The organism is Cysteiniphilum sp. GTC20157 (assembly GCF_055396795.1).
This window is the reverse complement of the sequence record NZ_AP044698.1, coordinates 2334207-2355076: the sequence shown is the minus strand read 5'-3', so window position 1 is coordinate 2355076 and position 20870 is coordinate 2334207. Positions and strand designations below refer to the sequence as shown.

The following is a 20870-nucleotide window of genomic DNA, read 5'->3' as shown; positions in this document are numbered from 1 at the left end:
CAACTTATTTATATATCGTTACTAAGAAATGCTGCCACATAGTAAAGTGCTCAGATATACTAGGGTAGGTAAATATCAAAAGGATAGATTTATGCAAGTATACGACGTCATTGTTGTGGGTGCTGGTGTTGCAGGTCTTGCTGCAGCCAATAACCTCATGTTAAATGGTTTTGATGTATTAGTCCTTGAGGCGCGTGATCGTGTGGGAGGGAGAGTGCATAGTCAATGCTTTGCTGATGCAGTGATTGATCTTGGTGCTTCATGGATTCATGGTGTACAAGAAAACCCAATTACTCGCTTAGCCAAGAAGCATAATATCAGTACATGGCGCTCACAGATGTGTGGACCATCTCCTGATAATATTGTGCATCGCCAGATGTATGATCAAGAGTTTAACGCATTAAGCCATGAGCAAAAGTTGAGAATTGCTAATTGGATGGCAGATTTTCTTGATTATCTTGAAGCGTTACAAGTCGATGAGGAAAGTCACCTAAGATCTATTGCTGATATTAAACGACAATTTATTATCGATCATCAGATTGTTAAAGATGATGTGCTTTATATTGACTATATTGCGGATACATTATTTTTATATGAGTATGCGATTGAGGCAAAAGAGCTCTCAGCTGAAAGCCATCATGCTGATATTGATTTTGCAGGCAGTGATCGACTATTCCCCGATGGGTATGCGCAAATTGCTGATCTATTGTCAAATGATTTGGACATTCGTTTAAGTGATCCTGTGCAAAATATCGATTATAGTGGCGATTTAGTACAGGTATCGACTTCAACAAAACAATACCAAGCAACCTATGTTTTGGTTAGCGTACCATTAGGTGTATTAAAACATGCAGATATTGGCTTTAATCCTTATTTGCCTCAAGCCAAGCGTAAATCCATTCAGCAGCTTGAAATGGGTGTGTTAAATAAAATTTATCTTGAGTTTGAAGAAGTGTTCTGGGATAAAGAAGCGCAGAGTATTGCCTGCTTGTCGCCAGAGCATCGCATTGCGCGTGAGATGATGAACTTCTATCCCTTAACTAAACAACCAATCTTAATGGCATTTACCGCCGGTGTTGTCGGTAAGCAGCTTGAACAATTAAGCGATCGTGAGTTATTAGCATTGATTATCGATTCGCTAAAGCATATGTATGGTGAAAACTTGCCGAGACTTAAAAATCACTGCATTACGCGTTGGGCAAATGATGAGTATAGTTATGGCTCTTATTCTTATTTACCAGTTGGCGTTAAGGCGAAACGTCGGCAAAAATTGGGTAAACCGGTTGATAATAAATTATTCTTTGCCGGTGAAGCAACGTCATTTTATTTCCCATCAACGGTGCATGGGGCATTCTTAAGTGGGGTGCGCTCAGCGTATCAGATTTTGCAAATCGATTTATTAACTGAAGACGTGCGTAAACGTACTGCCATTGTTGACGATCCCTATTTATAGTTAATTCTCGGTGATGACCATTTTCTTGCTCACTTCGATTGTGTAAGCGCTGGCTGAGCGTCAGTCGAAGCCTTTATTGAGGTGTGATTTTCCCAAGCTTACCCACTTCGATTGATGCTCAGTGCATCGCTTCGACTTATGCTTAGGGTGCGATGAGCTCTTTTGGGTAAATATTTAGTCTTAGCCTAATTCTCTGAACTGGTTGCGCGAATATGTCCATTTAAATCGTGATAATGCTGGATGTTTTTATAATCATAAGTGCTGAAGATATCGGCAACAGATTGTGCTTGTTGAAAGCCATGCTCAATAATCATAAAGCCACTTTCTTTTAAGTGTGCCTTGCCATGGCAAATAATGTGCTCTATATCAGCTAGACCATTATTTTTAGCAATAAGTGCGGTGGTTGGTTCATATTGGCGAACATGCATGCATAGTTCAGGATCTGATTGATCAATATAGGGGGGGTTGGAGACAATAATATCAAATTGCTTATTAGCGACTGGCTGATACCAACTACCTTGCAAAAGTTTTACATTACTTAATTGGTAATAATCTTTATTTTGGGTGGCAACCTTAAGCGCTTGCTCACAGAAATCAATGGCAGTTATTTGCCAATCAGCTTGAGCATGGGCAATACTTAAAGCAATAGCGCCACTGCCTGTACCTAAATCTAGCACTTTCAGTTTGTTGTGCTGTGTGAATTTATTAAGTATTGCTTCAATAAGTACTTCGGTATCCGTGCGTGGAATGAGTGTGTGTTTATCGACAAGTAATTCAAGATCCCAAAAACCTTGCTTACCTGTCAAATAAGCAACAGGTTCACCCTGTAAGCGTCTTGTAAATAATGCACTAAACTGTTGAAATTCGTCTTCTGTTAAAGGTTTTTCTGACCAAGTGTATAAATAACTCGTTGATACTTTTAGTACATGACAAAGTAAGCGCTCAATATCAATGCGTGGGCTATCAGAGACAGACTCAAGTTGTTTGCTATAGATTGCAAGAATAGCTTGAATGGTGTTATTAGGCATTTTCTTCAGACATTTGTACAAGTAGATCAGCTTGATATTCGTGAATCAGTGGCTGAATCACTGAACCTAAATCACCTTGCATCACTTCTTCAAGCTTGTAAAGAGTCAAATTAATGCGATGATCAGTTACACGCCCTTGTGGATAATTGTAGGTGCGAATACGCTCAGAGCGATCGCCACTACCAACGAGACTTTTACGTTGACTGGATTGTTCGTGTTGTTGCTTATCAATCTCAGCTTGTAAGAGTCTTGCTTTGAGCATTGACATTGCTTGAGCGCGGTTTTTATGTTGTGAGCGTTGATCTTGACATTCAACAACCACACCGGTTGGAATGTGAGTTATACGGATGGCGGAATCTGTTTTGTTAACATGCTGACCACCAGCGCCTGAGGCGCGAAAGGTGTCTACTTTTAGATCCGCAGGGTTAATATCAATCCCTTCAACTTCATCAGCTTCCGGCATAATGGCGACTGTGCAAGCCGAGGTATGTACGCGCCCCTGTGACTCTGTTTCAGGGACGCGTTGCACGCGATGCGCGCCAGATTCAAACTTAAGTTGCGAGTAGACATTCTCACCTGAAATCTTACTGATGATTTCTTTGAAGCCGCCATGCTCACCATCGCTTTGACTAACAATCTCAATTCGCCAACCTTGCGTTTCAGCATAGCGACTGTACATTTTAAATAAATCACCTGAGAAGATAGCAGCTTCATCGCCACCGGTGCCCGCACGAATCTCAAGAAATACGTTGGCACCATCATTGGGGTCTTTTGGTAATAATAAAATTTCAAGCGCTTTGCTTAAGGTTGCAATTCGCTCTTCAGCGTCATTAAGTTCTTCTTTAGCCATTTCCTTCATTTCAGGATCACTTTCTTTGAGCATGTCATTGGCGCTTTTTATATCTTCATGCGCTTGCTCATAAGCTTTGAATGTGACTACCAGTGGCTCTAGTTGCGCATATTCTTTGGATAAATCGCGAAATCTATTTTGATCATTAATGATCTCTACCTCACCTAAAAGGGCTGCAATTTCCTCATGGCGTTCGATCAAGCCTTGTAATTTTCGTTTGATTGAGTCTTTCATTTTATAGTCCAGTGTTTAAGCCAAAAATTTCTTCGGCTAAGTTAAGCATGTCATTGCGTCCTTCAACGGCTGCATTTCTCAGTGACACGCTTGGCGTATGTAGCCATTTATTTTTAACATTATGCGCAAAGCGTGCCAGAACCATTTTAGGATCCTCGCCATTTTCTAAGCGCTTAAGGCAACGATTGAGCTCGTCATCAATCATGTCTTTGGTTTGATTGCGCATGGCTTTGATGGTATTGTCAGAAAGAATGGCTTTTTCTTTATTGATATAATCATCTAAACCTTTTTCAATCCATTTCTCAGCACGTAATGCCGCTTTTTCACGCAATGTTTTATTGTTTTGAATCAATCCTTGAATGTCATCAACACAGTAGGTGGTTATGTTATCTATTTGATCGAATAATGGATCAATGACACGTGGCACCGACAGGTCAATTAGCGTTTTTGGATTTCTGTTGGTTAGCATATCAGCTGTCAAAATCAACTCACGCGAGTTAACGGCACTGACAATAATATCAGCCTGTTCAGCAAGGTAGCTAAGCTCGGATAATGAAAAGGCCTCTGCGTGATGCTCAAGTGCGAGTTGCTGTGCTTTTTCTAGTGTGCGATTGACAATGATAAGGCGTTTTGGCGTGAGACTTGCTAAGTGTTTTGTCACAAGCATTGCCGTGCTTCCTGCACCAATGACAATAATGGTTTTATCTTCAAAATTACTTAAGCTTTGCTTGGCTAATGTCACTGCTGAAAAAGCAACAGACACCGGACATTGCCCAATATTGGTGTGAAATCTCACGCGTTTTGCAATAGAGAAAACCTTTTGCATTAAGCGATTAAGATCTCCACCTAACGTGTTATTTGCAAGTGCCTCAGCATAAGCATATTTGATTTGACCTAAAATTTGTGGTTCACCTAAAACCATTGACTCTAACCCACAGCTTAAGCGCATTAAGTGATGTGCGACATGCGTATCTTGGCGGACGATGAGATAATTTTTTAAATCAAAGTCATTACGTTTTGCCGATTGTTGCCACCAATTGATAACATGATCTAAGTGTTTTAATTCAGAAATGACGGTGTATATTTCCGTGCGATTGCAGGTTGATAAAATAAGACATTGCTCAACACCACATTGTTTTTTTAGCGTTTGTAAATGTTGACCAAGGCGCTCATTGTCGAGGGTGAATGCACCGCGCACATCTAAAGAAGCTTTTTTATAGTCTATCGCTAAAGAAACTAACGTCATTTATCTACCTGCTTTGCTTATTATTCTTGTTAATCGCATGAGTGAGTTTTGCTCAAAACTATAATCACTATTTGATTTGCTAATTTACGGATAACAAGTGATAAGAGCTGCTCATGAAACTGGTCGGTATTGTAGCATAAAAAAAGAAAAGTGCTATGGTTGGAAAAGCAACTAATGCTGCAGGCTTATCGGTATGTGGTTTAGGTGGATATTTTTGCAAGCTGATACTCTATGTTTTTATTTGTTGTTATTGTCATAATTTTGTAACATGCTTTATTAATAATTCAGTATTTAAATTACGAGAAAGGGGATCTAATGCGCTATCTGTGCGTAGCTATAGTGCTTGTCTGCGGGGTGTTGTCACAAGCTTTTGCCGGTGATTTTTGGCAGAAAGCAAAGGCGGTATTTGATGGAAAAAAGCAACCAGATGACAGGGTTCATCTGGTATTATGGCATTCATTTGGTGGGTCGCTTAACTATGCTTTAGACAAAATTGTCAATGAGTATAATCAAAGTCAGCATAAGTATTATGTTGAGGCGATTAATAAATCCAATTATCAAAACTCATTAACCGCAGCGGCAACAGCTTATCGTTCAAGCACACAACCGAATATGTTGGTATCTTACGAGATTGGTACCGCAATGATGATTTACTCAAATGGTGCGATTATTCCGCTGTATGAGCTTGAAAGGATGACGGGCATTACAATTGATCAAAGTGACTTTTGGCCTGCGGTGAGTGGCTACTATAGCGTAGATGGTAAGCTCGCTGGTTTCCCTTTTAATAGTTCTTCACCTGTGCTTTTTTATAACAAAACGGCTTTAGCTAAAGCGGGTGTCATACACCCTCCGGTTACTTGGCAAGAGTTGACTAAAGTGGGGGAGAAGTTAATTCAATCAGGTCAGGCGTGTGCAATGACAGCTGCTTACCCCTCATGGATCCTCTTGGAAGAGTTTAGTGCATGGAATAATTTGGCGTTTGCTAATGCGAATAATGGTTTTGACTCGATGAAGCCAAAACTTATATTTGACAATCAAACAATAGCCGATTTCTTAGCGCAACTTAAGGCTTGGCAAACAAAAGGCATTTTCCAATATGGCGGACGTTTAGGCTCTGCAGATACCTTATTTACTAGCGGGAAGTGTGCGATGATTTTGCAATCATCATCCCTCTTGGCAGATTATTCAAAATTACCAACATTCAAAGTAGGTGTGGCAAAAATTCCATTTTGGCAAACAAAAGATACACGTAAGCCACAAAATACGATTATTGGCGGAGGGGCTATGTGGACATTTGCATTACCTAAGAATACACCCAATGCTGATCTTATATATGAAGGGGTGGCATCCTTTTATCAATTCTAGGCACAACCCAAAATCCAAGCGCAATGGGCAATGGATACCGGATATGTTCCAGCTACCAAGTCAGCTTATGAGTTAATGCAAAAAGAGGGATATTATAAGAAAGACCCTAATGCATTAATTGCTGTTGAGTCTTTAAATAACGCGCCACCTAAACCTTATACTTTAGGCATTAGACTGGGTAATTTCCCGTTGATTCGGCAGGAAAATGACTCGATGCTTGAGCGTATTTTCTCCAATCAGCAAAGTGTCGATGACGCGCTTGAGGATACAGTGGATAAGGGAAATAAGTTAATTAATCAGTTTTATAGACAAAATAAGGTTTAATTTATGCATTATCAAGGATTTTATAAGGCAGGATGGTTGCCTTATTTGTTGATATTGCCACAACTGGTGATTACGCTGTTGTTTTTTATCTATCCGGCAATTCAAAGCGTTATCAGTTCGTTTTATAGCAGTAATTTCTGGGGGACGGTGTCTCATTTTGTTGGATTTGAGAATTACTGGACTTTATTAAGTGATAGTAGTTACTTGCAATCATTTATTACAACAGCGATTTTTTCAGTCGCAGTGACATTTTTGGCGATGGGTGTTGGGTTATTATTTGCCGTGCTTGTGATGCGTGTTATACGCGGAGCCAAGATCTACAAGACTTTTATTTTGTGGCCATATGCTGTGGCAACTGCAGTAACGGGTGTGTTGTGGGGCTTTTTGTTTAATCCAGCCGTGGGTGTTGTTACTTGGGTGTTAGCACATTTCGGGGTTGATTGGAATTATTACAGTAATGGTTCACAAGCATTGATGGTTACTATTTTCGGTGCCTCATGGCAGCAGGTGAGTTATAACTTCATCTTCTTTTTGGCAGGATTGGCAGCGGTGCCTAAATCCATGCTTGAAGCAGCGGCTATTGATGGCGCAGGACCTATCAGACGCTTTTGGCAGATTACTTTTCCATTGATTTCGCCAACAACTTTCTTTTTATTAACAATCAATCTGGTGTATGCGTTTTTTGACACCTTCGGTATTATTGCGACAATGACGCAAGGCGGACCTGCGGATTCAACCAATATCTTGGTGTATAACGTTTATGCCACAGGCTTTATTGGACAGCAAATTGGCAGCTCATCAGCGCAATCGGTAATATTGATGCTGATTATTATCATATTGTCGGTAATTCAATTTAAATATGTAGAAAAAAAGGTGCACTACGCATGATGGTAGAAAGACGTCCTGTGCTGACATTTATGACGCACGCACTATTAATATTAGGCATCGTGATTATGCTATTGCCTATTTATGTCGCATTTGTTACATCAACCCAGTCGATCGAAACCTTAAATTCAGCAACGCAAGTGATCCCAATATTGCCAGGGCATGACTTTGCGACAAACTATCAAACGGCTTTAGTTGGAAGTAGTCAATATAATATCCCGCCGGCATTATTGCTGTTGTGGAATAGCTTCTTGATGGCACTTGCGATTGCTGTTGGTAAAATTATTTTAGCGTTGATATCAGCATATGCTGTGGTTTATTTTAACTTTAGGTTTAAGATGCTATTCTTCTGGGCGATTTTTTTGACATTAATGTTGCCAGTGGAAGTGCGTATCGTGCCAACTTATGACATTGTGGTGAGTCTAGGGATGCTCAATACTTTTGCTGGCTTAACCTTGCCATTGATTGCTTCAGCAACGGCCACCTTTATGTTTCGTCAATTTTTTATGACGATCCCACGCCAATATGCAGAAGCGGCAGCTATTGATGGCGCCGGTCCCATTCGTTTTTTTATTGACGTGGTACTGCCACTATCTAAAACTAATATTGTTGCTTTGTTTATTGTGATGTTTATTTATGGTTGGAATCAATTTTTATGGCCATTAATTATTACATCAAGTGATCAAAGCTTGCATACGATCGTAATGGGTTTGATGCAGATTGCAGATACTTTGGGGCAGATCCCCAATTGGAACTTCATTATGGCAGAGGTTATGTTAGCAACGATTATTCCTGTATTGATTGTTGTGATTATGCAGCGTTGGTTTGTCAAGGGCTTAATGGAAACAGATAAATAAAATAAGTAGAGCATTATGAGTTATTTAGTATTAGAGAATGTCATTAAATCTTATGGTAAGACGGAGGTTTTACACGATATTAATTTAGCGATTGAGTCCGGTGAGTTTATTGTGATTGTTGGTGAATCAGGTTGTGGTAAGTCAACTTTACTAAGAATGGTTGCAGGACTTGAGAATACATCTTCAGGGAAAATCAGCTTGTGTGGTAATGAGATTACACATAAAGAGCCAAAAGATCGTGATATTGCGATGGTGTTCCAAAATTATGCACTTTATCCACATATGAGTGTTTTTAATAATATTGCTTATGGTTTAAAAGTAAGAAAGGTAGCCAAAGTAGAAATCCACAAACGCGTTGAAGAAATTGCCAAGCTTTTGAAGATTGATCATTTGCTTGATCGTAAGCCTGGTGCGTTATCAGGAGGGCAACGTCAGCGTGTGGCAATGGGACGCGCGATTATTCGCAATCCCAAGCTGTTTTTATTTGACGAGCCGTTATCTAACCTTGATGCCAAGCTAAGAGTTGAGATGAGGCTAGAGATTAAACGTCTGCAACAGCGACTTGGTATTACCAGTTTATATGTGACGCATGATCAAGTTGAAGCGATGACAATGGCAGATCGTATTGTGGTGTTAAATAAAGGCTATATAGAACAGTTTGCAACACCTAAAGAAATTTATCAAAAACCACAGAGCACATTTGTCGCAGGCTTTATTGGCGCACCTGCAATGAATTTCCTAAATGCTAGGGTCAGTGAGCAAGGTGTTATGTTAGATGATGGCGGTATATTGCCTATAACATTAAAAACACAACATGAGCTAGGTCGTGAAATTATTATAGGCATCCGTCCTGAGCATATTGTATTAAAAGAGCAATATGATGATGTTGATCTGGTAATTGTTGTTGAAATGGTTGAGCATTTAGGTGGTGAGACGCTTATTTACGGTTGCGTACAAGGCAGTGACGCAAGAATAACGGTGAAAATTGATGGTTACTGGCAAGGAGATATTGGGCAATCGATACATTTACATGTTAAAAAAGAGCACCTTCATGCTTTTGATCGAAATACAACGAAACGTATTGCCTTAAATAGAACAGTAGACTTGGTTGAATAATCATCGTTTGAACTGGTTTTTAGATCGCATTTCAATCAAAAATCAATAAAAAGCTGAAAAAGCATAAAAAGATGAAAAAAGGGGTTGCGGGGTTAGAATTGGTGTGTATAATGGCACCTCGTTCTTGGCGAGAATGTTCGCGAGAATGCCTTGGTAGCAAGGTTTAAGAGATGTTTAAAGAGATATAAAATGTAGATACTTAAATACTTTGAGCAAAAATTTTTGCGGGTTGTTAGTTCTTGTTTTAGGACTGGAATTAATGATCTAAGGATTTAAACTGAAGAGTTTGATCCTGGCTCAGATTGAACGCTGGTGGTATGCTTAACACATGCAAGTCGAACGGGTTCGGAAGACAGAATACAGATGACAGAGTACAGAGGGTTGAATGCAGCAAGCTGCATAAATGATTCAAATTTTAGTGATTTAGAATGATTTATCGCGGGAGCGATTCGACTACTGTCTTGAGTCTTCTGTTATCTGTCTTCTGGCTAGTGGCGGACGGGTGAGTAACGCGTAGGAATCTGCCGTATAGTGGGGGACAACAGTTGGAAACGACTGCTAATACCGCATGACACCTTCGGGTCAAAGGTAGCACTTATGTGCTGTCGCTGTACGATGAGCCTGCGTTGGATTAGCTAGTTGGTTGGGTAAAGGCTGACCAAGGCGATGATCCATAGCTGTTCTGAGAGGAAGATCAGCCACACTGGGACTGAGACACGGCCCAGACTCCTACGGGAGGCAGCAGTGGGGAATATTGGACAATGGGGGCAACCCTGATCCAGCAATACCACGTGTGTGAAGAAGGCCTTAGGGTTGTAAAGCACTTTAGTTAGGGAGGAAGGTTGTTAGGTTAAGAGCTAGACAATTTGACGTTACCTAAAGAATAAGCACCGGCTAACTCCGTGCCAGCAGCCGCGGTAATACGGAGGGTGCGAGCGTTAATCGGAATTACTGGGCGTAAAGGGTTCGTAGGTGGTTAGATAAGTCAGATGTGAAAGCCCTGGGCTCAACCTGGGAACTGCATTTGATACTGTTTAACTAGAGTTTACTAGAGGATTGGGGAATTTCCGGTGTAGCGGTGAAATGCGTAGAGATCGGAAGGAACATCAATGGCGAAGGCAACAATCTGGGGTTAAACTGACACTGAGGGACGAAAGCGTGGGTAGCAAACAGGATTAGATACCCTGGTAGTCCACGCTGTAAACGATGAGTACTAGCTGTTGGATCTGGTGTAAAAGATTTAGTGGCGCAGCTAACGCGTTAAGTACTCCGCCTGGGGACTACGGCCGCAAGGTTAAAACTCAAAGGAATTGACGGGGACCCGCACAAGCGGTGGAGCATGTGGTTTAATTCGATGCAACGCGAAGAACCTTACCTGCCCTTGACATCCATAGAAGAATTCAGAGATGGATTTGTGCCTTCGGGAACTATGAGACAGGTGCTGCATGGCTGTCGTCAGCTCGTGTTGTGAAATGTTGGGTTAAGTCCCGCAACGAGCGCAACCCTTATTTTTAGTTGCCATCATTAAGTTGGGCACTCTAGAGAGACTGCCGCTGATAAGGCGGAGGAAGGTGGGGACGACGTCAAGTCATCATGGCCCTTACGGGCAGGGCTACACACGTGCTACAATGGGCATTACAGAGGGAGGCGAAGGTGCGAGCTGGAGCGAAACTCAGAAAGGTGTTCGTAGTCCGGATTGCTCTCTGCAACTCGAGAGCATGAAGTCGGAATCGCTAGTAATCGCGGATCAGAATGCCGCGGTGAATACGTTCCCGGGTCTTGTACACACCGCCCGTCACACCATGGGAGTGGGTTGCAAAAGAAGTAGATAGTCTAACCCTACCACTTTTATTATTTTGATATGTTGATGATTGTTTGTTGGCTGTTGAGATGGTAAAAGTGGTAGGGGGGACGTTTACCACTTTGTGATTCATGACTGGGGTGAAGTCGTAACAAGGTAGCCGTAGGGGAACCTGCGGCTGGATCACCTCCTTAAAGGTACGAAAGTACAAAGAATATAAGAAAGTGCGAGAAGTATTTAAGTGTTTACAATTGATGTTTTTTAGTCCGGAAGACAGAAGGCAGAAGACAGAAGACAGAAATTGAGTCAAGCGAGCTTGAAGGGTTAATATTTAAATTAATTCATCGCGAAGCGATTCGAATACTGTCCTTTGTTCTCAGTTTTCTGTTTTCAGGCATGGGTCTGTAGCTCAGCTGGTTAGAGCGCACCCCTGATAAGGGTGAGGTCGGTAGTTCAAGTCTACTCAGACCCACCATATCAGAAGACAGAGGACGGAAGACAGAAGACAGTAATTTTGAGTGCAGTGAGCTGCACGATTTTTATTTTAAAGAATCATCGCGAAGCGATACAAAGATCTGTTCTCTGTCATCTGCTCTCTGTCCTCTGAATTGGGGCCATAGCTCAGCTGGGAGAGCGCCTGCTTTGCACGCAGGAGGTCAGGAGTTCGATCCTCCTTGGCTCCACCATCCAGATGACGGAAGACAGAGGACAGAAGACGGAGTTTGAATCAAGCAAGCTTGATGGTTTTAATGTTTAAATTGAATCATCGGTGAGCGTACGATTATCTGTCGTCAGTCCTCAGTCTTCGGTCATCCGAAACAGAGATCTTTAACAATTTATTATAGAGTAATGACCAAGAGAATAAGCGCAAACGGCGGATGCCTTGGCAGTCAGAGGCGATGAAAGACGTGATAGCCTGCGAAAAGCTTCGGGGAGTTGGCAAATAAGCATTGATCCGGAGATGTCTGAATGGGGGAACCCGATCAGAAGACAGAGGGCAGAGGAGAGAAGACAGAAGTTTTCTGTTTTATCTATGCCTTATGTCTTCTGATCATTCAGATGGCGGAAAATAGCGGATTGGAAACAGTAAGTTGACTTTAGAAACGTGATATTTAATTTTAAATTTAAGTAATTATTTTTAAAGTTTAAGGTATCGCGCAGCGATTCAACGACTGTCTTCTGTCTTCTGTTTTCCGTCATCTGAAGGCGAACGTGGGGAACTGAAACATCTAAGTACCCATAGGAAAAGAAATCAACCGAGATTCCCTTAGTAGCGGCGAGCGAAGGGGGAAGAGCCTTGTATATTTTAGCGTATAGATTAGTTGAACATTCTGGGAAGGATGGCCATAGCAGGTGATAGCCCTGTAGACGAAAATTTATAGGTGGAACTAGGTATATGAATAAGTAGGGCGGGACACGTGAAATCCTGTTTGAAGATGGGGGGACCATCCTCCAAGGCTAAATACTACTGACTGACCGATAGTGAACCAGTACCGTGAGGGAAAGGCGAAAAGAACCCCGATAAGGGGAGTGAAATAGAACCTGAAACCGTTTGCGTACAAGCAGTCAGAGCATTTTTAAGAGATGTGATGGCGTACCTTTTGTATAATGGGTCAGCGAGTTACTTTTAGTGGCGAGGATAACTGAATAAGGGATCCGTAGCGAAAGCGAGTTTTAATAGAGCGATGAGTCGCTAGGAGTAGACCCGAAACCGACGCGATCTATCCATGACCAGGTTGAAGGTTGGGTAACACCAACTGGAGGACCGAACCCGGTAATGTTGCAAAATTATGGGATGAGTTGTGGATCGGAGTGAAAGGCTAATCAAGCGCGGAGATAGCTGGTTCTCCCCGAAAACTATTTAGGTAGTGCCTTGTGGATGACTCGTTGGGGTAAAGCACTGTTTCGACTAGGGGGGTTTTGCGACCTTACCGACTCGATGCAAACTTAGAATACGACGAAGTTGAATCACAGGAGACACACGGCGGGTGCTAAGGTCCGTCGTGGAGAGGGAAAGAGCCCAGACCGCCAGCTAAGGTCCCCAAGTTATCGCTAAGTGGGAAACGATGTGAGAAGGCATAGACAGCCAGGAGGTTGGCTTAGAAGCAGCCACCCTTTAAAGAAAGCGTAATAGCTCACTGGTCGAGTCGGCTTGCGCGTAAGATTTAACGGGGCTAAGCGATACACCGAAGCTGCGGATGGCACCTATGGTGCCATGGTAGGGGAGCGTTCTGTAAGCTGAAGAAGGTGAATTGAGAAGTTTGCTGGAGGTATCAGAAGTGCGAATGCTGACATGAGTAACGATAAATAAGTGAGATTCTTATTGGCCGAAAACCCAAGGTTTCCTACGCAATGTTAATCAACGTAGGGTAAGTCGGCTCCTAAGGCGAATCCGAAGGGAGTAGTCGATGGGAAACAGGTTAATATTCCTGTACCGATTGTAATTGCGATGGAGAGACGGAGAAAGCTAGGTCTGCCCGGCGGATGGTTGTCCGGGTGAAAGCGTGTAGGTAGTGTGTTTAGGTAAATCCGGATACATGTTGATCTGAGGCGTGAGACGAAGTGGAGCTTGCTCCACGAAGAGATTGATGCTCTGCTTCCAGGAAAACCTTCTAAGCATAGATTATGATTGACCGTACTGTAAACCGACACAGGTGGGTGGGTAGAGAATACCAAGGCGATGAGAGAACCCAGGTGAAGGAACTAGGCAAAATGACACCGTAACTTCGGGAGAAGGTGTGCCCCGTTAGGGTGAAGGATGAACATCTGGAGCTTGAAGGGGTTGCAGATATCAGGTGGCTGCGACTGTTTACTAAAAACACAGCACTCTGCGAACTCGAAAGAGGAAGTATAGGGTGTGACGCCTGCCCGGTGCCGGAAGGTTAATTGAAGGGGTTATCCTACCACTTAATTATTTTGGAGTTTGATATGTATTATGTATACGTGATTTATTCAAAAGCGTTAGATAATTTTTACTTGGGTTATAGTAAAGACCTAAGAAGGAGAATTGATTCGCATAAGTCAGGTAGAAGTAAATACACAAGTCAGACGAGAGATTGGATTCTTGTCTACTACGAAGCTTATGCAAGTGAGAAGCTTGCTAGGTTGAGAGAAGCTAAGTTAAAGCGAGCGAATCGAATGAGGGTTTTGCTATATCAGCGCTTAAGAGAAGAATTGACAGAGTAATTAAGTGGTAGGAGAAGCTCTGGATCGAAGCCCCGGTAAACGGCGGCCGTAACTATAACGGTCCTAAGGTAGCGAAATTCCTTGTCGGGTAAGTTCCGACCTGCACGAATGGCGTAACGATGGCCACACTGTCTCCATCTGGGACTCAGTGAAATTGAAATCGCAGTGAAGATGCTGCGTACCCGCGGTTAGACGGAAAGACCCCGTGAACCTTTACTATAGCTTTGCACTGGACTTTGAAAATATTTGTGTAGGATAGGTGGGAGACTATGAATTCAGGGCGCTAGCTCTGGAGGAGTCGACGTTGAAATACCACCCTGATATTTTTGGAGTTCTAACTCAGGCGGAAGCCGAGGACAGTGTATGGTGGGTAGTTTGACTGGGGCGGTCTCCTCCCAAAGAGTAACGGAGGAGTACGAAGGTGCACTCGGTGCGGTCGGAAATCGCACCAAGAGTATAAAGGCAAAAGTGCGCTTGACTGAGAGAGTGACGGCTCGATCAGGTACGAAAGTAGGTCTTAGTGATCCGGTGGTTCTGAATGGAAGGGCCATCGCTCAACGGATAAAAGGTACTCCGGGGATAACAGGCTGATTCCTCCCAAGAGTTCATATCGACGGAGGAGTTTGGCACCTCGATGTCGGCTCATCACATCCTGGGGCTGAAGCAGGTCCCAAGGGTATGGCTGTTCGCCATTTAAAGTGGTACGCGAGCTGGGTTTAGAACGTCGTGAGACAGTTCGGTCCCTATCTGCCGTGGGCGTAGGAGATTTGAGAGGGTTTGTTCCTAGTACGAGAGGACCGGGATGAACGAACCGCTGGTGTTTGGGTTGTCTCGCCAGAGGCATTGCCCAGTAGCTACGTTCGGAATGGATAACCGCTGAAAGCATCTAAGCGGGAAGCCAGCCTCAAGATGAGATCTCCCTATTGGAGGACAGAACACAGAGGACAGAAGACAGAATATGGATCAAGCAAGCTTGATGGTTTTAATATTTAAATTAGATCATCGCGAAGCGATTCGATTATCTGTCATCAGTCTTCAGTCATCTGTTCTCTGATCTGAAGGGTTGTTGAAGACTACGACGTTGATAGGCTGGCTGTAGAAGTGCAGTAATGTATGAAGCTAACCAGTACTAATTGCCCGAGAGACTTGGTTATTACTCTATGATAGATTGTTAAAGGTTTTTAGAGAACCTACAAGTTGCTTGGCGACGATAGCGAATCGGCTCCACCTGACTCCATTCCGAACTCAGAAGTGAAACGATTTAGCGCTGATGATAGTGTGGCATTCGCCATGTGAAAGTAAGACATTGCCAAGCATATTATATTCCACCTGAGCTTTTCAAAAATACCTCCTTGTATTTTTATCAAAGCCAGCCATTAGCTAATCCGTAGCAAATGGCGTTCAGCGGCAAATAGCGATGCTATTTGTATTCCCGCTTCACCATTCCGAACTCAGAAGTGAAAACAGTTAGCGTCGATGATAGTGTATTTATCAAAAATACTTCCTGTATTTTTTCAAATCGGCCACTTGCAGGTCCGTGACAAGTGGCGTTCGACGGCAAATAGTTGGCACTATTTGGTTTTCCGTCTCACCATTCGCCATGTGACAAATTTGTTGGGAACAAATTTGATCAATGGAAGCATGACATTGACCATGTAATGGCGTAAGGCAGGACGCCTGAAGTTAAGTAGAACATCATCAGGTTTTTTATTACAAAGGCACCTAACGGTGCCTTTTTGCTTTGTGGCATCAGATTTACAATAAAACCTTCCATGGTGATCATTCCGGACTTTGAATCAACGCTCGGGAGAAAGTACCCCCTCGCTTCAAAGTCGTTAAAAGCAGTGCTTTTAACCCATTCCGAACTCAGAAGTGAAAACAGTTAGCGTCGATGATAGTGTATTTATTAAAAATACTTCCTGTATTTTTTCAAATCGGCCACTTGCTAATCCGTGACAAGTGGCGTTCGACGGCAAATAGTTGGCACTATTTTGTTTTCCGTCTCACCATTCGCCATGTGACAAATTTGTTGGGAACAAATTTGATCAATGGAAGTATGACATTGACCATGAAATGGCGTAAGGCAGGACGCCTGAAGTTAAGTAGAACATCATCAGGTTTTTTATTATTACAAAGGCACCTAACGGTGCCTTTTTGCTTTGTATTAGTTTGATTACACACAACTATCTAGCCTTTTGGCTATCGAGCGCATACAATAGAATGATCTGTTTTTCTGGAGATTTTATGAAAAAGCAAACAACTGTTCTATTGATACTCGATGGTTGGGGTTATCGTGAAGAAAATAAAGATAACGCCATTAATAATGCCAATAAACCCAATTGGGATAATATCTGGCAGCATTCAACGCATACCTTAATTAATGCCTCAGGTTTAATGGTAGGTTTACCGCAAGGGCAGATGGGCAACTCGGAAGTGGGGCACATTAATATTGGTTCAGGGCGTATTGTTTATCAAGAGCTAACTCGGGTTGATGAAGCAATTAAAGATAAAAGTTTCTTTAACAATCAAGTGCTAACCAAAACGGTTGATCAAGCTGTGACAGATGACAAAGCTGTACATATTATGGGGCTCTTATCACCAGGTGGTGTGCATTCGCATGAAGAGCATATTATTGCAATGATTAAGCTAGCAGCTGAGCGAGGAGCGAAAAAAGTATTCGTTCACGCTTTTTTAGATGGTCGTGATATGCCGCCACGTTCCGCTCAAGCTTCATTGCAAAAAGTCGATGCGTTATTGTCAGCACTTGGCGTTGGCTATATTGCAAGTGTTAGTGGACGCTATTATGCAATGGATCGTGATAATCGTTGGGATCGTGTTGAGAAAGCCTATGATGCAATGACAAGCGGGAAAGCAGAGTACATTGCTAACAGTGCTGAAGAAGCATTAAATATGGCATATGCACGCAATGAAAATGATGAATTTGTTAAGCCAACAATCATTCAAAAGCATAATCATTCAGTGACAATAGCGGATGGTGATGGTGTTATTTTTATGAATTTCCGTTCTGATCGTGCGCGTCAATTATCACATGTGTTTACCGATAGTGAGTTCTCTGGCTTTAAGCGCCAAGTTTTTCCTAAAGTGCATTTTGTGACTTTAACAAAATATGCTGACGATATTGATGCATCTGTCGCGTATTTACCGGAGCAATTGACAAATATTTTGGGTGAAGTGCTAGCAAATAACAATATGACACAATTAAGAATTGCAGAAACTGAGAAATATGCGCATGTAACTTTTTTCTTTAATGGCGGTCAGGAAACGCCATTTGTCGGTGAGGATCGTATTTTGGTACCCTCGCCTAAAGTGGCTACCTATGATTTGCAACCTGAGATGAGTGCTTATGAAGTAACAGATAAGCTAGTTGAAGCAATTGATGCGCAGAAATACGATGTGATTATCTGCAATTATGCTAACTCTGATATGGTTGGGCATACGGGTAATTATGATGCAGCAGTAAAAGCAATTGAGGCTTTAGATAAATGTCTTGGACGTGTTGCTGATGCTGTTCATACTATTAATGGTAATTTGTTTATTACTGCCGATCACGGTAATGCCGATCAGATGGTTGATCCTGAAACCGGTAAGATTCATACTGCACATACGACGAACCCCGTGCCTTTTATCTATCAGGGTAGCAAGAAAGCTTCAGTTGCTTTAAATGATGGTAAATTATCAGATATTGCCCCAACAATATTAGAAGTTATTGGTGTGAATAAGCCTCGAGAAATGACGGGTAAGTCTATTTTGGAATTTGAATAAAAATGAGTGTGAGTAGAAAATAAATGATTGATCCAAAACTATTAAGAAGTGATATTGATGCAGTAGCAAAAGGGTTATTAACGCGCGGTTATGCGCTTGATATTAATGCCTTTAATGCACTAGAAGAAGAGCGCCGTATCGCTCAGCAGAAAACACAAGATTTGCAAGCTAAACGCAATGCCGCCTCAAAGCAAATTGGTATGTTGAAAGCACAAAAGAAAGATGTATCAAGCATTTTGGCAGAAGTTGCTAACTTAGGTGATGAGCTGAAAGCGCTAGAAGATGAGCTAAAAGCTATTCAAGATAAAATCATGGCGATTATTGCGAGAATGCCTAACTTGCCATCTGATGATATTCCTATAGGCAAAGATGAGAATGATAACCTTGAAATCAGACGTTGGGGTGAGCCTAAACAGTTTGATTTTGAAGTGAAGGATCATGTTGATTTGGGTGAGAAGATTGGTGGCATGGACTTCCAAGCAGCGGTCAAATTGACAGGCAGTCGTTTTGTTGTATTGAAAAAAGAAATCGCGCAATTACAACGTGCGTTAACGCAGTTTATGATTGATTTACATGTGAATGATCATGACTATAATGAGGTTTATGTGCCTTATCTTGTTAATAAAGAATCATTATTTGGCACGGGGCAATTACCGAAGTTTTCAGAGGACCTTTTTAATATCCAAGAGCAGTTTCCATTTAGTTTGATTCCAACAGCAGAAGTGCCCATCACTAATATTGTGCGTGATGAAATTGTTGCGGCTGAGAATTTACCACTGAAATTCGTAGGACATACACCATGTTTTCGTAGTGAGGCGGGATCTTACGGGCGTGATACCCGTGGGCTCATTAGGCAACATCAGTTTGAGAAAGTTGAAATGGTGCATATCGTTGCACCTGATGAAGGCTTAAATGCCTTGGAGGAGTTAACCTCACATGCTGAGGCGGTTTTGCAAAAACTAGAATTACCCTACCGTGTATTAACTCTATGCACAGGAGATATGGGCTTTTCAGCACGTAAAACATATGATTTGGAAGTGTGGATTCCATCACAAAATACCTATCGCGAGATTTCATCTTGTAGTTGGTGTGGTGATTTTCAAGCCAGACGTATGCAGGCGCGGTTTAAATCAAAAGATATGAATAAGCCAGAGTTATTACACACTCTAAATGGCTCAGGTTTAGCCGTTGGTAGAACGCTTGTTGCCGTATTAGAGAATTATCAGCAAAAAGATGGCTCTATTGTCGTACCTGAAGTATTGCGCAAATATATGGGCGGTTTACATGTCATTAAAGCTTAGTTGATAACTTGCCTTTGACAATGTGTTTCTTTAATAAAAAATAGACTGAATATAAAAGCCACTGCAAAAAAGACAATACTAATACTCAGCATAACTTCATAATTCTGAGTGTTAAATTGTGATGAGCTTAATGCAATTTTACTTAAGGTCACACCTCCCAATATTTGAATAACTGCCGCACCTAAAACAACACTCATATTGTTAAATGCCATTGCCGTTGCTTCAAGCTTTCTAGGCACGTTTTCAACCACGACACTAAATGAAATTGCCTGAGCACCTGTTGCAAATCCAAATAAGAAAAACAGTAAATAATATAAGTGTAAATGAAGGCTTGGGACCCAAACAATAATAGATGAGGCAATAACACCTATCAGTGCAGCTACATATAGCGCAGGTTTGCGTTTACCCATCAAATCAGAGCATAAGCCTAGTATGGGGCTGCCAAGCCCCATACCAAGCCAAATAAACTGAATGGCAGAGCTAGCAGAAATTTGTGAGTAGCCCATGCTGACCAAATAGCTAGAGCCATACAATGAACCAAATAGCTCCGCTGCTGGATAGATAAAGAATGCAAAAATAGCGATGATAAGAATTTGACGATATTTAAAAAGTGACAATGTTTGTAGGGTGACTGCTTTAATTGAGAGAATGTTTTTTGCTGATTGACGATCACGTGCAAATATCAAGAAAATGACTGATAATATAATGCCTGCAATGGTGATGAAATAAAAAACAATACGCCACTGATAATCAACAGATTCAAGTGCATAAGCCAAGGGGACGTTGGAAAGAATGGGCCCGATCACGCCAAGAATTTGTGTCATGCCAACCACAAGACCTAGAATGCGATGTGGAAACCAATCAAGCACGATTTTAAGGAGCAAGATAAAAGCAAAAGCTGAGCCAAAGCCAATGAAAAGTCGACCAATAAATGCGGAATAAAAGCTTGAGGCGAAGCTAAATATTAAAACACCAATAGCACACCACAAAATAGCAAATGTCCCCACTTTGCGTACGCCAAAACGATCTAGGATAATCCCTACAGGGATTTGCATGACAGAGTAAGCAATGGCATAAGCCGCACCAATAAGGCTAAGCTGCTCTGGAGTGATATGTAGGCTATGGGCAAATGCGTTATGCGGCATGGCGTTGAGTGAGTCTAGTGATGTGCGTGCAAAATATTCATAGATAAAGAAAAGGCTGCCAAGTAGAAATAAAAAACACCCAAAAAAAGTAACCCGTTGTGGGCGTTGATCAGTAGTCATAAGAAAACACTTGTTGCATGAATTTTTAGTGTGCGTAAGTCTAGCAGATATTGAATTTGAAATGCACCCTAAATTGGTGAGGATAAATTGATCATAGTAATAATGAAGAATAAGTTGAGCTTCAATTATCCCCCTCACCCGTGCAGCTTAAGCAGCACGAGCAATCCCACAAGGGG

General features: G+C 42.0%; 12 protein-coding genes, 2 tRNA genes and 3 rRNA genes. 13 read left to right on the top strand and 4 right to left on the bottom strand.

Annotated features, from left to right (window positions below):
* The first annotated feature begins 91 nt into the window (after positions 1-91).
* Positions 92-1453, top strand: coding sequence for a flavin monoamine oxidase family protein (locus ACZ5V8_RS10600; protein WP_464217742.1), 1362 nt, complete (start codon positions 92-94; stop codon positions 1451-1453).
* A 185-nt stretch (positions 1454-1638) separates the two neighbouring features.
* On the opposite strand, the gene prmC is transcribed toward ACZ5V8_RS10600, so the two are convergent.
* Genes prmC through hemA form a run of 3 tightly spaced genes read right to left on the bottom strand, consistent with a single transcriptional unit; the run spans position 1639 to position 4811 of the window.
* Positions 1639-2481: a peptide chain release factor N(5)-glutamine methyltransferase gene (prmC, locus tag ACZ5V8_RS10595; RefSeq protein WP_464217741.1), complete on the bottom strand. Its 843-nt coding sequence runs from the start codon at positions 2479-2481 to the stop codon at positions 1639-1641.
* Positions 2474-3565 (bottom strand): peptide chain release factor 1, encoded by a 1092-nt coding sequence (prfA, locus tag ACZ5V8_RS10590; protein ID WP_464217740.1) that lies wholly within the window; start codon positions 3563-3565, stop codon positions 2474-2476. The genes prmC and prfA overlap by 8 nt, the downstream gene beginning before the upstream one ends.
* A 1-nt stretch (position 3566) precedes the next feature.
* Positions 3567-4811: a glutamyl-tRNA reductase gene (gene hemA, locus ACZ5V8_RS10585; protein WP_464217739.1), complete on the bottom strand. Its 1245-nt coding sequence runs from the start codon at positions 4809-4811 to the stop codon at positions 3567-3569.
* Positions 4812-5126: 315 nt separating this feature from the next.
* On the opposite strand from hemA, the gene ACZ5V8_RS10580 reads away from it, so the two are divergent.
* From ACZ5V8_RS10580 to serS, 12 genes are all read left to right on the top strand, one after another.
* Entirely contained in the window at positions 5127-6176 is a 1050-nt protein-coding gene (locus ACZ5V8_RS10580; RefSeq protein ID WP_464217738.1) for an extracellular solute-binding protein, read from the top strand.
* 30 nt (positions 6177-6206) lie between these two features.
* Entirely contained in the window at positions 6207-6500 is a 294-nt protein-coding gene (locus tag ACZ5V8_RS10575) for a hypothetical protein (protein WP_464217737.1), read from the top strand.
* Between the two features lie 3 nt (positions 6501-6503).
* Positions 6504-7388 (top strand): sn-glycerol-3-phosphate ABC transporter permease UgpA, encoded by an 885-nt coding sequence (ugpA, locus tag ACZ5V8_RS10570; RefSeq protein ID WP_464217736.1) that lies wholly within the window; start codon positions 6504-6506, stop codon positions 7386-7388.
* Positions 7385-8242, top strand: a complete 858-nt coding sequence (ugpE, locus tag ACZ5V8_RS10565) for a sn-glycerol-3-phosphate ABC transporter permease UgpE (protein ID WP_464217735.1) — start codon at positions 7385-7387, stop codon at positions 8240-8242. Before ugpA ends, ugpE begins: the two co-directional genes overlap by 4 nt.
* A gap of 15 nt (positions 8243-8257) precedes the next feature.
* A complete protein-coding gene (locus ACZ5V8_RS10560) occupies positions 8258-9358 on the top strand; it encodes an ABC transporter ATP-binding protein (RefSeq protein WP_464217734.1) in 1101 nt (366 codons plus the stop codon).
* A 274-nt stretch (positions 9359-9632) separates the two neighbouring features.
* Positions 9633-11353 (top strand): 16S ribosomal RNA (locus tag ACZ5V8_RS10555).
* 204 nt (positions 11354-11557) lie between these two features.
* Positions 11558-11634, top strand: a tRNA-Ile gene (locus ACZ5V8_RS10550).
* Positions 11635-11769: 135 nt separating this feature from the next.
* A tRNA-Ala gene (locus ACZ5V8_RS10545) sits at positions 11770-11845 on the top strand.
* Positions 11846-12010: 165 nt separating this feature from the next.
* Positions 12011-15499, top strand: a 23S ribosomal RNA gene (locus ACZ5V8_RS10540).
* Positions 15500-15545: 46 nt separating this feature from the next.
* Positions 15546-15660, top strand: a 5S ribosomal RNA gene (rrf, locus tag ACZ5V8_RS10535).
* Together the 16S, 23S and 5S rRNA genes with 2 tRNA genes alongside form the textbook arrangement of a ribosomal RNA operon.
* A gap of 929 nt (positions 15661-16589) precedes the next feature.
* Positions 16590-18128 carry a 2,3-bisphosphoglycerate-independent phosphoglycerate mutase gene (gpmI, locus tag ACZ5V8_RS10530; RefSeq protein WP_464217733.1) on the top strand — a complete coding sequence of 513 codons (1539 nt, stop codon included), beginning with the start codon at positions 16590-16592 and terminating at the stop codon, positions 18126-18128.
* Positions 18129-18151: 23 nt separating this feature from the next.
* On the top strand, positions 18152-19429 hold the full coding sequence (gene serS, locus ACZ5V8_RS10525) for a serine--tRNA ligase (protein WP_464217732.1): 1278 nt from the start codon (positions 18152-18154) through the stop codon (positions 19427-19429).
* Here the strand turns inward: serS and ACZ5V8_RS10520 are convergent.
* Positions 19426-20694 (bottom strand): MFS transporter, encoded by a 1269-nt coding sequence (locus ACZ5V8_RS10520; RefSeq protein WP_464217731.1) that lies wholly within the window; start codon positions 20692-20694, stop codon positions 19426-19428. The genes serS and ACZ5V8_RS10520 overlap by 4 nt on opposite strands.
* Positions 20695-20870 lie beyond the last annotated feature (176 nt).

Coding starts and splice junctions, on each gene's coding strand:
- ACZ5V8_RS10600 (WP_464217742.1), top strand. CDS start 92: ATGCAAGTATACGACGTCATTGTTGTGGGTGCTGGTGTTGCAGGTCTT.
- prmC (WP_464217741.1), bottom strand. CDS start 2,481: ATGCCTAATAACACCATTCAAGCTATTCTTGCAATCTATAGCAAACAA.
- prfA (WP_464217740.1), bottom strand. CDS start 3,565: ATGAAAGACTCAATCAAACGAAAATTACAAGGCTTGATCGAACGCCAT.
- hemA (WP_464217739.1), bottom strand. CDS start 4,811: ATGACGTTAGTTTCTTTAGCGATAGACTATAAAAAAGCTTCTTTAGAT.
- ACZ5V8_RS10580 (WP_464217738.1), top strand. CDS start 5,127: ATGCGCTATCTGTGCGTAGCTATAGTGCTTGTCTGCGGGGTGTTGTCA.
- ACZ5V8_RS10575 (WP_464217737.1), top strand. CDS start 6,207: ATGGATACCGGATATGTTCCAGCTACCAAGTCAGCTTATGAGTTAATG.
- ugpA (WP_464217736.1), top strand. CDS start 6,504: ATGCATTATCAAGGATTTTATAAGGCAGGATGGTTGCCTTATTTGTTG.
- ugpE (WP_464217735.1), top strand. CDS start 7,385: ATGATGGTAGAAAGACGTCCTGTGCTGACATTTATGACGCACGCACTA.
- ACZ5V8_RS10560 (WP_464217734.1), top strand. CDS start 8,258: ATGAGTTATTTAGTATTAGAGAATGTCATTAAATCTTATGGTAAGACG.
- gpmI (WP_464217733.1), top strand. CDS start 16,590: ATGAAAAAGCAAACAACTGTTCTATTGATACTCGATGGTTGGGGTTAT.
- serS (WP_464217732.1), top strand. CDS start 18,152: ATGATTGATCCAAAACTATTAAGAAGTGATATTGATGCAGTAGCAAAA.
- ACZ5V8_RS10520 (WP_464217731.1), bottom strand. CDS start 20,694: ATGACTACTGATCAACGCCCACAACGGGTTACTTTTTTTGGGTGTTTT.